We start from the raw sequence: 18094 nt of genomic DNA, 5'->3' as shown, positions 1-18094 counted from the left end.
CAGATAAAAATGTGCTAGTCTTAGACACTTTCAAATAAAGGAGTCTTATGAGTCGTGAATACTGCGCCAAGCGCACCAACGATCCCATTAAAACCCAGTTGCACTACGCTAAAAAGGGTGTGATCACTGAAGAAATGGCTTATATTGCCAATGTGGAGGAAGTCAGTCCCGATCTAGTGCGCGCGGAGGTGGCGCGCGGGCGTTTGATCATCCCTGCTAATGTTGCGCACACCCATTTAGAACCTATGGGCATTGGAGTTGCGCTCAAAACCAAAATCAACGCCAATATTGGCTCTTCTGCCATCATCCACTCCACACAGGAGGAGGTGGAGAAATTGCAAACCGCCATCAAATACGGGGCGGACACGGTGATGGATTTATCCACCGGTGGGGATTTAGACGCGATCCGTGCGCAGATCATTAAAGCCTCAAGCGTGCCCATTGGCACGGTGCCCATGTATCAGATTCTGCATGATGTGAACAATGATGTGATGAAACTAGACATCGACACGATGTTAGGGGTGCTAGAAAAACAAGCCAAACAAGGGGTGAGTTACTTCACTATCCACTGTGGATTTTTGCTCGAACACATGCCCTTTGTAAGTAAGCGCAAAATGGGGATTGTGAGCCGTGGAGGCAGTTTGATGGCAGCTTGGATGATGCACTACCACAAACAAAACCCTTTTTATGAAGCCTTTGATGACATCTTAGCCATTTGCCAGCAATACGATGTGAGCTTGAGCTTGGGCGATTCGCTGCGTCCCGGGTGTTTAGCCGATGCGAGCGACACCGCGCAATTTGCCGAATTGAAAGTGCTAGGCGAGCTAGCCCAACGCGCCTATGAAAAAGATGTGCAGGTGATGATCGAGGGTCCCGGGCATGTGCCTTTAAACCAAATCGAGCGCAATGTCAAACTCCAACAAGAGTTTTGCAACCAAGCTCCTTTCTATGTGCTAGGACCTCTAGTAACCGACATTGCGGCTGGCTACGATCACATTGCTAGTGCCATTGGGGCATGTGTAGCCGCCTGGAAGGGCGTAGCGATGTTGTGCTATGTAACGCCCAAAGAACATTTAGGCTTGCCCAATGCCAAAGATGTGAGAGAGGGCATTTTAGCCTATAAAATTGCTGCCCATGCCGCTGACATTGCTAGGGGGCGTATCAATGCGCGCGTGCGCGATGATTTGATGAGCGATGCGAGGTATGCCTTTGAGTGGAACAAGCAATTTGAGCTTGCCTTAGATCCCGACAGGGCTAGAGAGTATCACGATGAAGCCTTGCCCCAAGAGGTCTTTAAAGACGCGGAGTTTTGCTCCATGTGCGGACCCAAGTTTTGCAGTTACAAGGTAAGCCAAGAGGTGTTTAAACGCTACAACCAAGGGGCTTAGTGCTTGTGCGTGGAGGTGATGTAGTAATAGATCGCCTTGATCTCTTCGGGGGTGAGATTGTATTTAGGCATGATGGATCGCCCCCGCTCTAGGGCGTTTTTGAATCGCTCAAAACTCAAATTATAAATGGGAGGGGCTTTAAAAACGCGTGGCTTGTGGTGCTGGATAAAGCGCGTGATCACCTTTTCTTCGCCTAGCAAGCCATGGCATTTCACACAGCTAATATCTCTAGGGTTTTTATACAATTCCTTGCCATATTCTAAAATGGTGATGAAGCTATTTTCTTTGTTTTTGGGCGCATTGGGCGCGCCCCCCGCTAAAGCGCTTAAGCACAACCACAGCGCGAACGCTCGACGCATACCAGCCCTTTTCAAAGATTTTTGATTATAATAGCGCAAAAAGTTCTTAGGACGCATATGGTCTTATTAGATGGGTGGGCGTTAGCAAAGCACAAAGAACGCCTCTTGCAGGAGGAAGTGGCGCGGTTAAAAAAACCGCCTGTTTTGGCGGTGATCTTGGTGGGCGCTAATCCGGCTAGTCAGGTGTATGTCAGCATGAAGATGAAAGCCTGTGCGCGCGTAGGACTTACCTGCCAACTCCAGCATTTAGAAGACTCCACTTCTCAAGACAAACTCTTGGAAATATTGCATGCCCTCAATGCGGACTCAAGCGTGCATGGGATTTTGGTGCAATTACCCCTGCCCGCACACATGGACACGCGCGAGATTTTAGAAGCCATTGCACCCCATAAAGATGTGGATGGATTCCACCCACTCAATGTAGGGCGGGTTTATTCTAATAGTTTACTGAGGGGATTTTTGCCCGCCACCGCGATGGGGGTGATGCAACTCTTGCAACATTATAACATTGAAGTCAAGGGTCAGGATGTGGTGGTTGTGGGGGCGAGTAATATCATTGGCAAACCCTTAGCGTCCTTGATGTTGAACGCGGGGGCAAGCGTGAGTTTATGCCACATTCTCACTAAGGATTTAAAAGCCTATAGCGCGCGCGCAGACATTTTATGCGTGGGAGTGGGGCGTGCAAAACTCATAGGAGCGGACATGGTTAAAGAGGGTGCTGTGGTGGTGGATATTGGAATCAATAAGCAGGGAGATAGGATTGTGGGCGATGTGGATTTTGAGGCGGTGCGCCATAAGGTGAGCCATATCACCCCTGTGCCTAAGGGCGTGGGACCTATGACCATTAGCGCGCTATTGCAAAACACTCTTTTAGCGGCTAAAACTTCTTGGGAGTGCCCATGTTAAAAAAGATTAACCGCTTTGCTTCTAGTTGGGTAGGGACAATCATCTTAGTGCTCTTGGCGATCTTCTTTGTCGCCCAAGCTTTCATCATCCCCTCGCGCTCGATGGTAGGCACTCTTTATGAAGGCGATATGCTCTTTGTAAAAAAATTTAGCTATGGCATCCCCTTACCTAGACTCCCATGGCTGGATTTTTCCCTACTTCCTGATTTTAGAGGGAATGGGCATTTATTTGAGGGCAAAAGACCTCAAAGGGGTGAAATTGTGGTCTTTATCCCCTACACCAATAAGGGCTACTGGGTCAAAAGACTTTTTGCTACAGGGGGCGATGAGGTGATCTTCAATGCCGAGGGCTTTTATCTGCGCCCCTTTCAAGCCCAAAGCGATTCTAGTTACATTCCCAAACACTTCCCCCAACACAAGATCAAACGCTTTATGGGGAAGGACTTTGTCTTTGCTCCCTACCAAGCTGATCACAAGGGGATTTTCTATGCCCAGCACAACCAAACCTTTCATGTGATGCGCGCGATCTACCACCACCAACTCCCAGATCATCCAGACCTCAAGGTGAGTATGCAAGAATTAGATATGGGCGATGAGGTGGTGTTTTACACCAAGGTGCAACCCGATCACTTCTTTATGATCGGGGATAACCGCGATGACAGTAGCGATTCGCGTTTTTGGGGGAGTGTGCCCTATAGCCACATCGTGGGCACACCGTGGTTTACATATTTTAGTCTCAATCTAACCAATAGCGAAGGCACAAGCAATCCTAGGAATGTGTTTAAGGTGCGTTGGAAACGCATGTTTAAGAGTCTAAGCGGGCTTGAAGCGATCGCTGGAGAGCGCAAATGAGGGAGATTGTGCTAGGTTGCGATCATGCCGGGTTGGATTTAGCAGAGTTTTTGCAAGGGGTGTTGCAGGCGCGTGGGGCGCGCCTGCGCGTGTTTAAGCCCCCAAGGGGGATCAAGGTGGATTACCCCGACATCGCCAAACAAGTTGCCCAAGAGATCAAACAGGGGGTGGTGGGGGTGGTGGTGTGTGGGAGTGGGATTGGCATGAGCATGGCGTGCAATAGAGTGCCTCATGTGCGCGCGGCTTTGTGCACAGACGCGTATATGGCGACCATGGCGCGTTTGCACAATGACGCGAATGTCTTGTGCTTGGGGCAAAATGTGGTGGGCTTTGGGGTAGCTCAAAGCATTTTAGAAGCCTTTTTGCAAGGCGCGTTCGAGGGGGGTAGGCATGCTAGACGCATCGCCAAGTTGGAGGGTATGCCATGTTAGCCCAGTGGATGATTGTTACTCTCATTGTCTTGTTCGTGGTTTACATGGCGATTCGCGCCTTTTTTTACCGCTCTGTAGCCAAACGCCAAGAAAAATACGCCGCATCCATGAAACTCACCTTACAGGAAGCAGAAGTGCTGATCCAAAAGCACCAGTTGCAATTACAGCGATCTCTGGGCAATATTGATATTCTCACCCATGAGATGAACATGTTAAAAGATGAAGTGAAGGTCTTAAAGCAGCGCAACGCCCAATACCGCTTGGAAACCGATCAATATAAAGCCCGTATCCGTGAATTGGAGCAAAAAATAGAAGCGTTGCTATAAGGAAGTGCATGTTTAACCAGAAATTTAAAACCCAACTTCATGAGTGTGTTAGAGAGATAGAGGATTACCCCAAAGCGGGCATTTTGTTTAGGGACATCACCCCGCTTATCAACCACCCTACTCTATTTGCCAAGCTCATAGACAATTTGAAATTGCGCTACCAACACCATAGCATTGATTTTGTGGTGGGGATTGAAGCGCGCGGATTCATTTTGGGGGCGGCTTTGGCTTACGCCTTAGGGGCAGGCTTTGTGCCCGTGCGCAAAAAGGGGAAATTGCCTTTTAAGACAATACGGGTGGACTACCAGTTAGAATACGGCGTAGATAGCCTAGAAATACACACAGATGCGCTAAGAGAGATCAAGGACGCGCGTGTTTTGCTGGTTGATGATCTGATCGCCACGGGGGGCACAGCCTTAGCCAGCTTGGAACTTTTAGACAGGTTGCAGGCTAAGTGCCTAGAAGCTTGCTTTTTAATTGGCTTAAGAGAACTGGGGGGCTTAGAGAAGGTGGGGGAAAAGGTCAATGTCTTTAGTGTTTTGGAGTATCCATGTTAAATGTTCAAAGTCGGCATTGATGGAAGCCTATATCATAGAATTATGGAACAATTACGCGGCCACTTGGGGCTATGTGATTTTATTTTTCTGGAGTATCTTAGAGGGCGAAATAGGTCTAATCTTAGCGGGCATGGCTTGTTATGCCGGGCATATGCACTTGCTATGGGCGATTGTGGTGGCGGCTTTGGGGGGCTTTAGCGGGGATCAAATCTACTTTTACATCGGGCGCACCAGCAAGGCTTACATCAATAAAAAACTAGAGAAACAACGGCGTAAACTCGCCCTAGCGCATTTGCTCTTGCAAAAATACGGCTGGTTTGTGATCTTTATCCAGCGCTACATGTATGGCATGCGCACCATTATCCCTATTAGTATTGGGCTCACCCGCTACAGCGCGCTCAAATTCGCCTTGATCAATTTGTTAAGCGCTTTTGTGTGGGCTTCTATCACGATCGTGCTGGCGTGGTTTTTTGGAGAACAAATTTTCCAAGTGTTGGGCGTGCTTAAGCATTATCCTTACCTTGTTATACTACTATTGGTCTGTGTCTTGGGACTTGTGTTTTGGTATTTCCAAACCCACACCAAGAAGATTGACAAAAAGATCCAACAAGTCCAGCAAGGCTTAAAACTCAAGAAAGGATAGCGATGTTGCAAGTTAAGTTAGACCATGCCCCCTTTGAGCAGGTCAAAGCTGATGTGTCTATTGTCTTTGTGGTGGAGAAAAATTGCAACCACCCATGGGTGCACCATAAAGAGGTGCTAGACACTTTCCACTACGAAGGGGAGGGCGTGTTTTTGGACCAAGCCCATAAACGGCTGTATGTGGGGGTGGCGCACAATGATGCGCATCTCTTTAGAGAGGCGGCGTGTTTAGCGGTGCGCACACTCAAAAAATACCATTTCAAAAGCGCAAAAGTGGGGTTGTATGCCGCCCAACACACCAGCGAGGGCGAATGTCCTTTAGGGCAAACCATGTTGGCGATCTTGACGGGTTTGCAATTTGGGCTTTACAGTTATGAGGCTTATAAGAGTCAAAAAGAGCCCGTGCATTTAAAAGAGGTTGTCCTAGCCTTAGGGGAAGCCCACGAGTTTAAACACGAGGTTAAAACCCTAGAGCACAATCTAGAAAAATTGATCCACAAAGCCCGTGTGCTAGTCGAACATGTCAATTTAGCCCGCGATTTAGTCAACACCCCCCCCAATGTCGCCAGCGCGCCCTATATCGCCAAAAAAGCCCAAGATTTGGCTGAAAAAAATGCCCTGGAGTGTTTTGTACACGGGGAGGACTATCTCAAAGAAAAGGGTATGAACGCTTATTTAGCGGTCAATCGCGCTTCAGCTAATCCCCCCCAACTCGTGCATGTGATCTACAAACCCAAAAACGCCAAGAAAAAAGTTGTGTTAGTGGGCAAGGGCTTGACTTATGACTGTGGAGGGTTGAGCATTAAAACCCCTGAATACATGATCACCATGAAGGCGGACAAGGGCGGAGCGTGCGCGGTGTTAGCGGTGGTCAATGCGCTCGCACACCTGAAGGTAGAAGCAGAGGTGCACGCCGTGTTAGGCTTGGCAGAAAACATGATTGCCGGGGATGCTTACCGCCCCGATGATATTCTCATCTCCAAAGAGGGCAAGACTATAGAAGTGCGCAACACCGATGCAGAGGGGCGTTTGGTGCTGGCAGATTGCTTGAGTTTTGCTCAAGATTTAGAGCCCGATCTGATTGTGGATTTTGCTACCTTGACGGGGGCATGCGTGGTGGGTCTTGGCTCTTACACTAGCGGAATCATGGGTAATAATGAGGAACTCAAAAGCCAATTTGAGCACGCCGCGCTCAAGAGTGGGGAATTGATGGCTAAATTGCCCTTTAACCGCCACTTGCGCAAACTCTTGGACTCTAAAATGGCTGATATTGCCAATATCACCCCCGTGCGCTATGGGGGCGCGATCACAGCAGGGCTATTCTTAAATGAGTTTATCCGCGAGGAATACAAGGACAAATGGTTGCACATTGACATCGCCGGTCCAGCTTATGTGGAAAAGGATTGGGATGTCAACACCCCCGGGGCTAGCGGGGCGGGCGTGCGCGCGTGTGTGGAGTTTGTGCTAGAAAGTTTGAAGTAGTGGGACTCTCTATTGGGATTGTGGGTCTGCCCAATGTGGGCAAATCCAGCACCTTTAACGCGCTCACACGCACCGCGCAAGCCCAGAGCGCTAACTACCCCTTTTGCACCATTGATCCTAATAAAGCCTTAGTGGATGTGCCCGATGCGCGTTTAGAGGCTCTAGCCCGAATTGTCAAGCCCCAGAGAATCCAACACTCCAGTGTGGAGTTTATAGACATCGCTGGGCTCATCAAGGGGGCATCTAGTGGCGAGGGCTTAGGCAACCAATTCTTGGCGCATATTCGAGAGTGTGAGGTGATCTTGCACTTGGTGCGCTGTTTTGAGGATAGTAGCGTGGTGCATGTCAACTCCAAAATCGATCCCATAGGCGATATAGAGACCATTGAACTAGAGCTCATCTTGGCAGATATACAGAGTTTGCAAAAACGCCTAGAACGCCTAGCCAAGAACGCCAAAAGCCACAAACAAGCCCAAGAGCAATTAGAATGTGCGCGCGCCCTGCTAGCGCATTTAGAGCGCATGCAACCAGTAAGCACCTTTAGCCACCCCCACCCCTATTTAGACACTCTCAAACAGGAGTTGCGTTTTTTGAGCGCCAAGAAGGTGATCTACGCAGCCAATGTCAGTGAGGAACATACTAGCGCGCCCAATGGCTACGCCTTGGAGGTGCAGGCTTTGGCTAAAAAACGCGGGGCACGCTTTGTAAGTCTGTGTGCCAAATTAGAAGAAGAGATCGCGCAAATGCCCCCCCAAGAAGCCCAAGAGTTTTTGCAGAGTCTAGGGATCGCACAAAGCGCGTTGGAACGCGTTATCCAAATGGGTTTTACGCAATTAGGACTCATTAGTTATTTCACCGCTGGAGTCAAAGAGGTGCGCGCTTGGACGATTGCTAAGGGTTCTAGCGCGCCTGTGGCTGCTGGGGTGATTCACAAGGACTTTGAAAAGGGTTTCATTAAAGCAGAAACAATCGCCTATGAAGACTTCATCGCCTATGGGGGAGAACAAGGCGCAAAGGAAAAGGGCGCGTTACGCATTGAGGGCAAGGATTACATCGTGCAAGATGGCGATGTGATGCACTTTAGGTTCAATGTCTAGTGTGCTATAATAGGGTTTTATCTCACCCTTAAGGACATGCATGGCCAATAATCTTGCCCACATCGATCAAGTTACCAATCTGCACCGCAACAATGAATTGCAACTTCTATGCTTTAGATTAGGCAAGAACAAAGACCTCTACGCGGTGAATGTGTTTAAAATCCGCGAAGTGGTGAAATACGATGGGACTCTCACCATGATTAGCCATGAGCCCAACTCTTTGGTGGAGGGCTTGATCATTATCAGGGAGCTCACCATCCCCCTCATTGACATGAAAAAGTGGTTTTACTACGATAGCAATAACAAGCTCAAGGATTTGCGCCCCTTTAGGATTGAAAAAGAGCCTAATGAGGACGACATTATCATGATCTGCGAGTTTTCGCGCTGGACCATTGGGGTGCGTATTTACGAAGCCGATCGCATTTTAAATAAGAAATGGACGGAGATCGAACAGAGCGCAGGCGTGGGGGGCAATAGTGGCAATTCCAAGTTGGTAAGCCGGACGCGTTATTTTGATGGGCGCTTGGTGCAGGTGGTGGATATTGAAAAAATGCTCACCGATGTCTTCCCATGGATCGAACAAGAAAGCCATGAAGAACTTAGTCGACTCTCCAAGCTTTACAGCGATAAAATGGTGTTGTTAGCCGATGATTCGCCCAGCGTGCTAAAGACCATGCAGGTGATCTTAGACAAACTAGGCATCAAGCACCTAGATTTCATCAACGGGCAACAACTCTTGAACTATCTCTTTGACAAAGAAACCGTTATAGAGGACATCGGGCTCATCATCACGGACTTAGAAATGCCAGAGGCTAGCGGGTTTGAGGTGATTAGACGCGTGAAGTTAGATTCGACCATGGCTAAAATCCCCATTGTGGTGAATTCCTCAATGAGCGGGAGCTCCAATGAAGAGATGGCGCGTTCCTTGCACGCCGATGATTTTATCTCCAAATCCAACCCCCTAGATGTAGAGCGCATCATTAAGAATTTCTTGCCCGTCAAGAGCGCGTGATGTTAGATTACCACGCCATCCCTTCGCCCTGTTATGTGCTGGAGTTAGCCAAGCTCCAGCATAATCTTGCCCTCTTAGAGAGAGCCCAGAAGGAGGCGGGCATTAAGATCGTGTTAGCCTTGAAGGGTTTTGCCTTTTGGCGGGCTTTTGAATGGGTGCGCACGAGTTTGCATGGGTGTTGCGCAAGTGGGGTGCATGAGGCGTTGTTGGCTTATGAAGAATTTGGCTCACGAGAGAGCGCTAAAGAGATCTGCGTCTTTAGCCCCGCTTTTAAGCCCAATGACATCGCCCAGCTTCTCCCCATCGCCACGCACATTGTCTTTAACTCATTTGCGCAATACCATGCCTACAAGGGCTTGGTGCTAGAAAAAAACCAAAAACTGCACAAATTAGGGCTTTCTCCCATTAAAATAGGTTTGCGTGTTAACCCGCTTTTTAGCCGTGTGCGCCCCTTGATTTATAACCCCTGTGCGCCCCATAGCCGTTTGGGGATCACCCCTAAGGCGTTTAAAGAGGGTCTAGAACGCTATGGTTTGGAGGGAGTGAGCGGGTTGCATTTCCACACCCATTGCGAACAAGACGCGCCAGCCTTGCAAGAAACCCTAGAGCATGTCAGCGCGCATTTTGGCGACACCCTAGCCCAAATGCAATGGCTCAATATAGGCGGAGGGCAACACATCAGCAAGGAGGGCTATGCCCTAAATGTCTTGGTGCAAGCCATGCAGGGTTTAAGACAAGCGTTCCCCAATCTGCAAGAAATCTTTTGTGAGCCCGGGGAGGCGGTGGGTTGGCAAGCGGGGTTTTTACTCTCCAGTGTGTTAGACATTGTAGAAAACCAAGCGCAGATCGCGATTTTAGATGTGAGTATCACCAACCACATGCCAGATTGCCTAGAAATGCCCTACCAACCAGAGATTTTCAAGGTGGCTAGCGATGGGAGCATAGCAGAGGGCAAACCAACCGGAGAGTTTAGCTACTTTTTAGGGGGGGTGAGCTGTTTGGCTGGGGACTTCATTGGACCTTATTGTTTTGAAACCCCCTTGGCTGTAGGCGATAGAATTGTCTTCAAGGACATGCTACATTACAGCATTGTGAAAAACAACACCTTTAATGGAATCGCTCTGCCCGCTCTAGGCTTGCTAGCCCATGACAAATTCAGCCTACTTAAGAGTTTTGACTACACACATTATAAAGAACGCAATTAATTCCTGAGCGTGGCGACAAAACCGCGATCTAATTTGGCGTAATCGGTGTAAAACACCCCACGATACCCCTTTAATTCTAAATGCTCGCTCAAAGAAGCCCTTTGATCAGAGCCCATTTCACAGATAAGGTATTTCACGCGCTTTTCAGAGGCTTCATCAATCAACACCTTGATGATCTCATCGCCCTGTTCGCCCCCATAAAGCGCGATCTCAGGTTCATAACGCACCGAATCATCGAGGGGATAATCCAGGGGGATATAAGGGGGATTACTCACCACCAAAGTGCGCGCGGGGATTTCCACGCCCTGTATCAAAGAAGTGTGCATTAAAGAAACACGGGCTTGCAGGCTAAAGGTGGTGATATTAATGCTAGCCACTTCCAGCGCGTCCATAGAAATATCGGTGCCCATGACATGAATCTTGGGGTGCTGCAGGGCTAAACTCACACCCACCACCCCACTCCCTATCCCCACATCGATCACATTTTTAATCCCATACTCTTGAATGATCTCAGAAGCTTGGTGCACTAAAATCTCGGTTTCAGGTCTGGGGATCAACACGCGTTCGTCCACAAAGAACAGACGGCTGTAAAAACTCACCTCGTGGGTGATGTATTCGATGGGCTTGCCCTTAGCGCGTGCCTTCACCATGCGCATGAAGCGATCCACGGCAAAGTCGTCTAATTCTTCTTGGGCATGCATGTGCAAATACACCCGATCCACACCCAGCAGATGGGCTAGAAGCACTTCGGATTCTAGCGCGGTGCGCACACCCTTATCCTTGAGAAATTTTTTAGCTTCATAAAGCGCTTTGGAGATATTGGTCGGCATTTCATAACTTAAAATGGGGTTTGCAAAAGGGCATTCTATCCTAAAAAACCTTTAAAATGCTAGCGCGCTTGCAGGCAATCTTTAAAGGGTTTTAGCTATAATGCGCCATTGTTTCTAGGTAAATAAAGGATGAGAGTGGTCTATGGGGTCTTATTTGGGGGGAGGAGCTACGAACACGAAATTAGCATTGTGAGCGCGATCGCTCTAAAAGAAGTCTTGGGCGCGCAGATCGGGCATTTTATTTTTTTAGATGGCGCGCGCCGCTTTTATCTCATTCCCACAAAGGACATGCGTTCTAATTTCTTTGCTAGCCACCAGTATAAAAAGTGCCCTGAGCTTGTTTTAAAACCCCATGGTTTTTACACGCAAGGGCTTTTAGGGGGGGGTAAACAAGTGGGCTTTTCTACCCTCATTAATTTGGTGCATGGGGGTGATGGAGAAGATGGCTTACTGGCTTCACTGCTGGATTTTTTTGAAGTGCCCTTTATTGGTCCTAGGGTGGAGGCGTGCGTGGTAAGTTATAGCAAGTATTTAACCAAGAGTTTTGCTCTAGAGCGCGCTATCAAAGTCCTGCCCTATGTGTTTTTAACCAAGCCTCCCAGCACCCCCCTAGAGCTAAACTACCCCCTCATTGTCAAGCCCAACCGCTTGGGGAGCTCCATAGGCATCAAGATCGCCAAAGAATCTAAAGAATTAGATTATGCCCTAGATGAAGCCTTTGAATTTGATAGCCAAGTGGTGCTAGAACCCTTTAAGGCGGGGGTGAAGGAATACAACTTAGCTGGGTGCATGCTAGAAAATGGGGAGTATCTCTTTTCCATTGTAGAAGAGCCCCAAAAAAAAGACCTCTTGGGTTTTGAAGAGAAATATTTGGACTTTGGGCGCACCCAAAAAATCGCTAGGGCGCAAATTAGCGCGGGGTTAGAAGAACAGATGCGCGCGCTTTTCAAGCGCATTTATGAGCCTTTTTTCATCGGGGCACTCATCCGTTGCGATTTCTTTGTGCTAGAGGATCAACTCTTTTTAAATGAGATCAACCCCATTCCCGGGAGTCTAGCGCACTATCTCTTTGGGGATTTTACCCATGCGCTTGAGAATATCTTATTGCCTAAAAATCCCCCTATTCCTATCACCTACCGCTATATCAACCAGATTCAAAAACACAAGTGATGGCTAAACGCAGGGTGGTGTACCAAGGGCGCGCATTTGAAATCGCTTATGATCGACTCAACGCGCACGCGCCCAAGAGTGTGGCGTTCTTACATGGTTGGGGGAGTTGTAAGGAATTGATGCAACACGCTTTCAAGGCGTGTTTTACGCGTTCCCAACATTTCTATTTAGATTTGCCTGGTTTTGGCAAAAGCCCCAATGACATCTTTTTAACCCCCCAAGACTACGCCCAAGTCATAGACGCGTTTTTTAGCTCCCTAGAGATGACCCCAGATTTGCTAATCGGGCATAGTTTTGGGGGCAAGATCGCCACGCTGTGTCAAGGCGCGCGCCTAGTGCTCCTAAGCAGCGCGGGGGTTGTCCTGCCCAAGTCTTTTAAAACGCGCTTGAAAATCCAGCTGGCTAAGGGGTTGAGGGCGTTGGGTTTGAGCAATAAAGCCTTGAGAAGTGCGGACGCGCAAGGCTTAAACCCAGCGATGTATGAGATTTTCAAATACACAGTCCAAGAGGACTTCAGCGCGTATTTTCGTGCATGCGCTAAAGACACTTTGATCTTATGGGGAGCGCAAGACACCACCACCCCCCTGTGTGCAGGGCAAAGAATTGCCGCGCTCGTTCCCAAGAATCGCTTTATTGTCCTGCCTGGGGATCACTATTTCTTTTTAAAACAGGGCGCGTTGGTGCAACAGCATTGCTTGGAACACTTTGGTCCTAGTTGGCAGGGATAAACATGGGGATTTTGGAATTTGGCGCGGTGTGGGTTTTTATTTTAGGCTTGAATTACTACTTGATGACCTTGTTGCAATGGTATCATTACAGCTTTGCGCGCGTGCTCACCAAGCACCACAAAAAACGCTGGCATGTCTACCATGTGATCTTGCCCCTAGGGGTTTTTATCCTCACCCATGCCAAGCACCTAGAGATCGCCTTTTATGTCTTTGTGGGCGGGGTGCAAATCCCTTGGCTGGTGCTTTGGGCTAACCATTTGGATAAAAAATTGGTTTTCACCCCACGCGTGGTGCGTTTCTTTTTACTTCTGTGGCTATTTTTGCTCGTGGACGCATGGCTGGTGCGCGCTCTAGGGGAGATTAGCTATTGGCGTTATGGGCTTCTTATGATTCTAACACATGGCGCGTCCTTGGGCTTTGAAAAGAGTTGCGCGCGGGGCTATGTGCGTTTGGCTAAACACAAATTAGCGCGCATGCCCCATTTGAAGATCATCGCCATCACAGGGAGTTTTGGTAAAACCAGTGTGAAAAACTATCTTTATCAAATCTTGCAGGGCAAACACATCGCCTATAGCGCCTCGGGGAGTGTGAACACTCTGCTAGGTTTAAGCCATGACATCAACCAAAACTTAGGCGAAAACGCCACCCTTTACATCGCAGAGGCTGGCGCGCGCGCGCCCGGGGACATCAAGGCGATCAGCGCGCTTTTGCAACCCCACTATGCTATCATCACCGAAGTGGGCAAACAGCATATAGAATACTTCAAAACCCTAGACAATGTCGCCAAGACCAAGGCGGAGTTATTGCAATCTACGCGTTTAGAACACGCCTTTTGCCATAAAAGTGAGGTGTTGGAGCCCTTTTGTGTGCCCTTAGAAAAAATGAGTTTTTACCCGGGTAAAATAAGGGGTGTGGAGGCTAATCTAGAGGGCACGCGCTTTGAGCTCTGGCTGGATAACCAATGGGTGCGTTTTGAAACTAAAATTCTAGGGGCGTTCAATGTAGAAAACCTCAGCCTAGCGATCATGGTAGGCTTTTACTTTGGGCTCTCTAGCGCGCAATTACAACGCCTAGTGGCTAAACTCAATCCCGTCCCCCACCGCTTGCATGTCCTGCACCTGAACGATAAAATCATCATTGATGATGGCTTTAATGGGAATTTAAAGGGCATGTTGGAGGGGGTGCGTCTGTGTAGCCTTTATGCTGGGCGCAAGATCATTGTAACCCCGGGTTTAGTGGAGAGCGATGTAGAATCTAACACCACCTTAGCCCGGGCGATAGATAGAGTCTTTGACATTGTCATCATCACGGGCGAACTCAACGCAACCACTCTAGCCCAAAGTATCCACAGACCCCAAAAGATTTTTCTCAAAGACAAGAGTCAGTTAGAAGCGGTGTTGCAAAGCACCACTTTAGCCAAAGACTTGATCTTGTTTGCCAATGACGCGCCCAATTACATTTAAAGGAGTGCCATGTACCGTCTGTATGCGCCATGGAGAAATCCTTATTTGCAAGGAGAGGATTTACAAGGCTGTGTGTTTTGCGCCATCGCCCAAGCCCCCCATTTAGATGGGAGTAACCATGTGCTCTATCGTGATGCGCGCGCCATTGTGGTGATGAATCGCTACCCTTATAATCCCGGGCACTTCATGGTGATCCCCTGCCAACATGCCAATAGTCCCGAATTATTGGGTTTAGAGGATTGGCAACACCTACAAAAGCGCATTTATGAGGGCGTGCAACTCTTATACGCCTTTGGAGCCGATGGGATCAATGTGGGGTTTAATCTCAAGGACGCTTCTGGGGCGGGGATCAGCGCGCATTTGCATGGGCACTTAGTGCCCCGTTTCCATAAGGACACGAATTTCATCAGCGTGATTGGCAACACCCGCGTTTATGGGGCGGATTTTGAAGCCATTTACCAACAACTCAAAGAACAGGGTAAATCCTTTTTTGCCCCATGATAAGGAATGGCATGAAAACACGCAGTTTCAAACTTTTTAGCGGTAGCGCGCACCCTAGCTTTGGCAAGGAGGTCGCCAAACACTTAGGGGTGGGGCTCTCTAAGGTGGTCTTAGGGCGTTTTAGCGATGGGGAGATCAATGTGCAAATTAGCGAATCGGTGCGCGGGAGAGATGTCTACATCGTGCAACCCACCTGCGCGCCGGTCAATGACAATCTTATGGAACTCTTGGTGATGGTGGACGCGCTCAGGCGATCTTCAGCCAATTCTATCACGGCGGTTGTGCCCTACTTTGGCTACGCTAGACAGGATCGCAAGGCAGCCCCTAGAGTGCCCATTAGCGCAAAATTAGTCGCCGATTTGATGCAAACCGCGCGTATCGATCGCTTGATCACAATGGACTTACATGCCGGGCAAATCCAAGGTTTTTTTAATATCCCAGTGGACAATCTTTACGGATCGATCGTTTTTAGAGATTATATTTGTTCCAAGGATTTTAAAAACCCGGTGGTGGCTAGTCCAGACATCGGGGGGGTGGCGCGCGCGCGCTATTTTGCTAGCCAAATTGGCATGGATCTAGTTATTGTAGACAAAAGGCGCGAACGGGCTAATGAATCCGAGGTGATGAATATCATCGGGGAGGTGCATGGGCGTGATGTGATCTTGGTGGACGACATGGTGGATACAGCCGGAACTATCTGCAAGGCGGCTGGCATGTTAAAAGCCAAGGGGGCGCGCTCAGTGATGGCACTGGGCACGCACCCGGTGTTAAGCGGGAATGCGATCAAGCGCATTAAGGAGAGTGAGTTAGATGAGGTGGTGGTGAGCAATTCTATCCCGCTCAAAGCTCCCCACCCCAAGATCACAATCTTAAGTGTCGCGCCCTTATTTGCGGAGGTGATCCGCCGGGTGTATCATAATGAAAGCGTGCAATCGCTTTTTGTGTAAAGGGAGTTTATGGCAGATGTGGTTGTGGGGGTGCAATGGGGCGATGAGGGGAAGGGAAAGATCGTAGATCGCTTGGCACGAGATTACGATTTTGTGGTGCGCTTCCAAGGCGGGCATAATGCCGGGCACACCATTGTCGCCCAAGATCGCACTTATGCTCTGCACTTGATCCCCTCAGGGGTGCTATACCCCCAGTGCAAGAACATTATTGGCAATGGGGTGGTGGTGGCTTTGGACGCGCTAGCCCAAGAGATCGCCCCCTTTGAGAATTTACGCGGGCGACTTTTTGTGAGCGAGCGCGCGCATTTGATCCTGCCCTACCACCAAATGTTAGAAAATCGCCAAGAAGCCCAAAGCGCGATTGGGACTACCCGCAAGGGGATTGGACCCGCTTACCAAGATAAGATCGCCCGGGTGGGCTTGCGCGTGGGGGATTTGCGCCGTCCTAAAATCCTCAAGGACAAGATCGCGCACAACTTAGCCCATCTGCATGTTTGTTTAGACACCAAGGCAATTCAACACTACCTAGACACCTACACCCCCCTGATTTTGCCCTATATTGCCGACACCACTAGCATGCTTTGGGAGAGCGCTCAAGAGGGCAAACGCATTTTACTGGAGGGCGCGCAGGGGAGTATGTTAGATGTAGACTTTGGGACTTATCCCTTTGTTACCAGCTCGACTACAATCGCCTCTGGAGCGTGTAATGGGAGTGGGCTAAGTGTCAAAGACATTCAAGAGGTGATCGGGGTGGCTAAGGCTTACTGCACGCGGGTGGGTAATGGACCTTTTCCTAGCGAAGATGTGGGGGATTTGGGCGCGTGGTTACGCAAACAAGGGCATGAATTTGGCACGACCACCCAACGCGCGCGCCGGTGCGGGTATTTTGACGCAGTGGCAGTGCGCTATGCCTGCCGTCTAAATGGGTGCACGCAATTAGCCTTGATGAAATTAGATGTGCTAGATGGCTTGGGGGAAGTTTTGGTGTGCGTGGGCTACCAAAGGGAGGGGGAAGCCCTAGAGCGCATGCCAGACTCTTTAGAGGGCATCAAGCCCATTTACCACAGTTTTGAGGGTTGGGAGTGTAGCGCGCGTGCGCGCACCTTTGAGGAACTCCCCAAAGCCGCCCAAGACTATGTGGAGGCGCTAGAAACCCTAGTGGGGGTAAGAATCAACGCCATTTCTACCAGCCCTAAACGCGAGGAGATGATTTTACGATGACTCCCTTTGATGCCTTATTGAAGATCAAACGCCAATTACTCCAACGCGCCCAGATCGCCCTAGCCAACAACCACGCCCAGATCGCCCGCACGCAACAAGAGATCAGCGCGTTGCGCGCAGAGTTAGAACAGTTGGGCGTGGGCGCGCAGGGGAGTATGGACGCTTTTTTGCAACTCAATGCCTTAAAGCACAATTACCGCTACGCCCTAGCCCAGCTCCACACACAGGTAGACAGGTTGCAAGAAGATCAAGCGCGCCTGCAAGAACAACACAGACAAGCCAACCTAGAATGCGAAAAGATCGCCTATTTGCAAACCCTGCAAACCCAGGCGCGTTTAGCGCGCCTGCAACGCCTAGAACACAAGGAGATGGACGCGATTAGCACGGGCATGTTCGCCTATAAGCAAAGAAGCTCCCATGCCTAGATTTTACGCGTGGGTGGCGTGCGCTTTGGTTTTACAAGCCACCCAAACCCCCTCTGAGCAATTCTTGCAATGCAACGCCATTTTTGAATCGCGCAAGGCTGAAATTGAAACGCAATTACAAGCCTTGCAAGCGCGCGCCTTGAGCTTACAAACCTTGCAAAAAGAAACCCAAAGTCTTCTAGATCAACGCCGCGCCAAAGTGCTAGAGCGTGAAAAAGCCCTAGGGGTGAAACTCAAAGAATTAGAGGACAAAGAGACAGCTTTTAAACAAACCCAAGCCGAGAATGAGAAAAAGCTCAAAGCCTTGATCGCCAAGAATGAGGAACTTTTAAAAGAGATCAAGAGCGCTAGCCAGAGCAAACTCTCTAGCACTTATGCCAAAATGAAAGACTCCAAAGCCGCCCCGATCTTACAAGACTTGCCTCCCAGCCAAGCTGCTCAAATCCTCTCCACCCTAGAAGCCAAGGACATGGGCAAAATCCTAGCTAAAATGGACCCCGCTAAGGCAGCCACTCTCCACAACAAATGCCTCCAAAAGGTCCCCCCTTTAAAG

The 18094-nt window shown here is 49.3% G+C and carries 21 protein-coding genes; 19 read left to right on the top strand and 2 right to left on the bottom strand.

The window, feature by feature from the left end; genetic code table 11:
* Nucleotides 1-47: 47 nt before the first annotated feature.
* Nucleotides 48-1388, top strand: coding sequence for a phosphomethylpyrimidine synthase ThiC (thiC, locus tag EAO33_RS03100; RefSeq protein WP_120944899.1), 1341 nt, complete (start codon nt 48-50; stop codon nt 1386-1388).
* Here thiC and EAO33_RS03095 read toward each other — a convergent pair.
* Nucleotides 1385-1747 (bottom strand): c-type cytochrome, encoded by a 363-nt coding sequence (locus tag EAO33_RS03095; RefSeq protein ID WP_120944974.1) that lies wholly within the window; start codon nt 1745-1747, stop codon nt 1385-1387. The genes thiC and EAO33_RS03095 overlap by 4 nt on opposite strands.
* 57 nt (nt 1748-1804) lie before the next feature.
* Between EAO33_RS03095 and EAO33_RS03090 the strand changes: the two genes are divergently transcribed.
* The 10 genes from EAO33_RS03090 to nspC are packed head-to-tail and all read left to right on the top strand — an operon-like array spanning nt 1805 to nt 10256.
* Nucleotides 1805-2653, top strand: a complete 849-nt coding sequence (locus tag EAO33_RS03090; protein WP_120944897.1) for a bifunctional 5,10-methylenetetrahydrofolate dehydrogenase/5,10-methenyltetrahydrofolate cyclohydrolase — start codon at nt 1805-1807, stop codon at nt 2651-2653.
* A complete protein-coding gene (gene lepB, locus EAO33_RS03085) occupies nt 2641-3504 on the top strand; it encodes a signal peptidase I (protein WP_407920460.1) in 864 nt (287 codons plus the stop codon). Before EAO33_RS03090 ends, lepB begins: the two co-directional genes overlap by 13 nt.
* Complete coding sequence (rpiB, locus tag EAO33_RS03080) at nt 3501-3935, top strand: ribose 5-phosphate isomerase B (protein WP_120944893.1); 435 nt, start codon at nt 3501-3503, stop codon at nt 3933-3935. The genes lepB and rpiB overlap by 4 nt, the downstream gene beginning before the upstream one ends.
* Nucleotides 3929-4261, top strand: coding sequence for a hypothetical protein (locus EAO33_RS03075; protein ID WP_120944891.1), 333 nt, complete (start codon nt 3929-3931; stop codon nt 4259-4261). Before rpiB ends, EAO33_RS03075 begins: the two co-directional genes overlap by 7 nt.
* 8 nt (nt 4262-4269) lie before the next feature.
* Nucleotides 4270-4818 carry an adenine phosphoribosyltransferase gene (apt, locus tag EAO33_RS03070; protein ID WP_120944889.1) on the top strand — a complete coding sequence of 183 codons (549 nt, stop codon included), beginning with the start codon at nt 4270-4272 and terminating at the stop codon, nt 4816-4818.
* Nucleotides 4819-4837: 19 nt separating this feature from the next.
* Nucleotides 4838-5461, top strand: coding sequence for a DedA family protein (locus EAO33_RS03065; RefSeq protein WP_120944887.1), 624 nt, complete (start codon nt 4838-4840; stop codon nt 5459-5461).
* A gap of 2 nt (nt 5462-5463) precedes the next feature.
* Nucleotides 5464-6942, top strand: a complete 1479-nt coding sequence (locus EAO33_RS03060) for a leucyl aminopeptidase (RefSeq protein WP_120944885.1) — start codon at nt 5464-5466, stop codon at nt 6940-6942.
* Nucleotides 6942-8039, top strand: a complete 1098-nt coding sequence (gene ychF / locus EAO33_RS03055) for a redox-regulated ATPase YchF (RefSeq protein ID WP_120944883.1) — start codon at nt 6942-6944, stop codon at nt 8037-8039. The genes EAO33_RS03060 and ychF overlap by 1 nt, the downstream gene beginning before the upstream one ends.
* A 40-nt stretch (nt 8040-8079) precedes the next feature.
* On the top strand, nt 8080-9051 hold the full coding sequence (locus tag EAO33_RS03050; RefSeq protein WP_120944881.1) for a chemotaxis protein: 972 nt from the start codon (nt 8080-8082) through the stop codon (nt 9049-9051).
* Nucleotides 9051-10256 (top strand): carboxynorspermidine decarboxylase, encoded by a 1206-nt coding sequence (gene nspC, locus EAO33_RS03045; RefSeq protein ID WP_120944879.1) that lies wholly within the window; start codon nt 9051-9053, stop codon nt 10254-10256. The genes EAO33_RS03050 and nspC overlap by 1 nt, the downstream gene beginning before the upstream one ends.
* Here the strand turns inward: nspC and prmC are convergent.
* Nucleotides 10253-11086, bottom strand: coding sequence for a peptide chain release factor N(5)-glutamine methyltransferase (gene prmC / locus EAO33_RS03040; protein WP_120944877.1), 834 nt, complete (start codon nt 11084-11086; stop codon nt 10253-10255). The genes nspC and prmC overlap by 4 nt on opposite strands.
* 135 nt (nt 11087-11221) lie before the next feature.
* On the opposite strand from prmC, the gene EAO33_RS03035 reads away from it, so the two are divergent.
* The 8 genes from EAO33_RS03035 to EAO33_RS03000 all read left to right on the top strand — a co-directional run.
* Complete coding sequence (locus tag EAO33_RS03035; RefSeq protein ID WP_120944875.1) at nt 11222-12256, top strand: D-alanine--D-alanine ligase; 1035 nt, start codon at nt 11222-11224, stop codon at nt 12254-12256.
* Nucleotides 12256-12984: an alpha/beta fold hydrolase gene (locus tag EAO33_RS03030; protein ID WP_120944874.1), complete on the top strand. Its 729-nt coding sequence runs from the start codon at nt 12256-12258 to the stop codon at nt 12982-12984. The genes EAO33_RS03035 and EAO33_RS03030 overlap by 1 nt, the downstream gene beginning before the upstream one ends.
* A gap of 2 nt (nt 12985-12986) precedes the next feature.
* Nucleotides 12987-14447 carry a Mur ligase family protein gene (locus tag EAO33_RS03025; protein WP_120944872.1) on the top strand — a complete coding sequence of 487 codons (1461 nt, stop codon included), beginning with the start codon at nt 12987-12989 and terminating at the stop codon, nt 14445-14447.
* 9 nt (nt 14448-14456) lie between these two features.
* On the top strand, nt 14457-14948 hold the full coding sequence (locus EAO33_RS03020) for an HIT family protein (protein ID WP_120944870.1): 492 nt from the start codon (nt 14457-14459) through the stop codon (nt 14946-14948).
* Nucleotides 14945-15895: a ribose-phosphate pyrophosphokinase gene (locus tag EAO33_RS03015; RefSeq protein WP_205589487.1), complete on the top strand. Its 951-nt coding sequence runs from the start codon at nt 14945-14947 to the stop codon at nt 15893-15895. Before EAO33_RS03020 ends, EAO33_RS03015 begins: the two co-directional genes overlap by 4 nt.
* 9 nt (nt 15896-15904) lie before the next feature.
* A complete protein-coding gene (locus tag EAO33_RS03010) occupies nt 15905-17116 on the top strand; it encodes an adenylosuccinate synthase (RefSeq protein ID WP_120944866.1) in 1212 nt (403 codons plus the stop codon).
* A complete protein-coding gene (locus tag EAO33_RS03005; RefSeq protein WP_120944864.1) occupies nt 17113-17541 on the top strand; it encodes a flagellar FliJ family protein in 429 nt (142 codons plus the stop codon). The genes EAO33_RS03010 and EAO33_RS03005 overlap by 4 nt, the downstream gene beginning before the upstream one ends.
* A partial coding sequence (locus EAO33_RS03000; protein ID WP_120944862.1) for a MotE family protein occupies nt 17534-18094 on the top strand: 561 nt, incomplete at its 3' end. The genes EAO33_RS03005 and EAO33_RS03000, both read left to right, overlap by 8 nt.

Origin of the sequence: Helicobacter labacensis, assembly GCF_003660285.1 — a bacterium.
Lineage (GTDB): Bacteria > Campylobacterota > Campylobacteria > Campylobacterales > Helicobacteraceae > Helicobacter > Helicobacter labacensis.
The sequence above is the reverse complement of the archived record's forward strand: the minus strand, read 5'-3'. Positions and strand labels throughout refer to the sequence as shown.

Excerpts from the sequence above, each read along its gene's own strand:
- EAO33_RS03060 (WP_120944885.1), top strand. The coding sequence starts at position 5,464 with ATGTTGCAAGTTAAGTTAGACCATGCCCCCTTTGAGCAGGTCAAAGCT.
- apt (WP_120944889.1), top strand. The coding sequence starts at position 4,270 with ATGTTTAACCAGAAATTTAAAACCCAACTTCATGAGTGTGTTAGAGAG.
- nspC (WP_120944879.1), top strand. The coding sequence starts at position 9,051 with ATGTTAGATTACCACGCCATCCCTTCGCCCTGTTATGTGCTGGAGTTA.
- EAO33_RS03020 (WP_120944870.1), top strand. The coding sequence starts at position 14,457 with ATGTACCGTCTGTATGCGCCATGGAGAAATCCTTATTTGCAAGGAGAG.
- EAO33_RS03025 (WP_120944872.1), top strand. The coding sequence starts at position 12,987 with ATGGGGATTTTGGAATTTGGCGCGGTGTGGGTTTTTATTTTAGGCTTG.
- rpiB (WP_120944893.1), top strand. The coding sequence starts at position 3,501 with ATGAGGGAGATTGTGCTAGGTTGCGATCATGCCGGGTTGGATTTAGCA.
- EAO33_RS03095 (WP_120944974.1), bottom strand. The coding sequence starts at position 1,747 with ATGCGTCGAGCGTTCGCGCTGTGGTTGTGCTTAAGCGCTTTAGCGGGG.
- prmC (WP_120944877.1), bottom strand. The coding sequence starts at position 11,086 with ATGCCGACCAATATCTCCAAAGCGCTTTATGAAGCTAAAAAATTTCTC.
- EAO33_RS03065 (WP_120944887.1), top strand. The coding sequence starts at position 4,838 with ATGGAAGCCTATATCATAGAATTATGGAACAATTACGCGGCCACTTGG.
- EAO33_RS03090 (WP_120944897.1), top strand. The coding sequence starts at position 1,805 with ATGGTCTTATTAGATGGGTGGGCGTTAGCAAAGCACAAAGAACGCCTC.
- EAO33_RS03050 (WP_120944881.1), top strand. The coding sequence starts at position 8,080 with ATGGCCAATAATCTTGCCCACATCGATCAAGTTACCAATCTGCACCGC.
- EAO33_RS03030 (WP_120944874.1), top strand. The coding sequence starts at position 12,256 with ATGGCTAAACGCAGGGTGGTGTACCAAGGGCGCGCATTTGAAATCGCT.
- thiC (WP_120944899.1), top strand. The coding sequence starts at position 48 with ATGAGTCGTGAATACTGCGCCAAGCGCACCAACGATCCCATTAAAACC.
- EAO33_RS03075 (WP_120944891.1), top strand. The coding sequence starts at position 3,929 with ATGTTAGCCCAGTGGATGATTGTTACTCTCATTGTCTTGTTCGTGGTT.
- EAO33_RS03010 (WP_120944866.1), top strand. The coding sequence starts at position 15,905 with ATGGCAGATGTGGTTGTGGGGGTGCAATGGGGCGATGAGGGGAAGGGA.
- EAO33_RS03005 (WP_120944864.1), top strand. The coding sequence starts at position 17,113 with ATGACTCCCTTTGATGCCTTATTGAAGATCAAACGCCAATTACTCCAA.
- EAO33_RS03015 (WP_205589487.1), top strand. The coding sequence starts at position 14,945 with ATGATAAGGAATGGCATGAAAACACGCAGTTTCAAACTTTTTAGCGGT.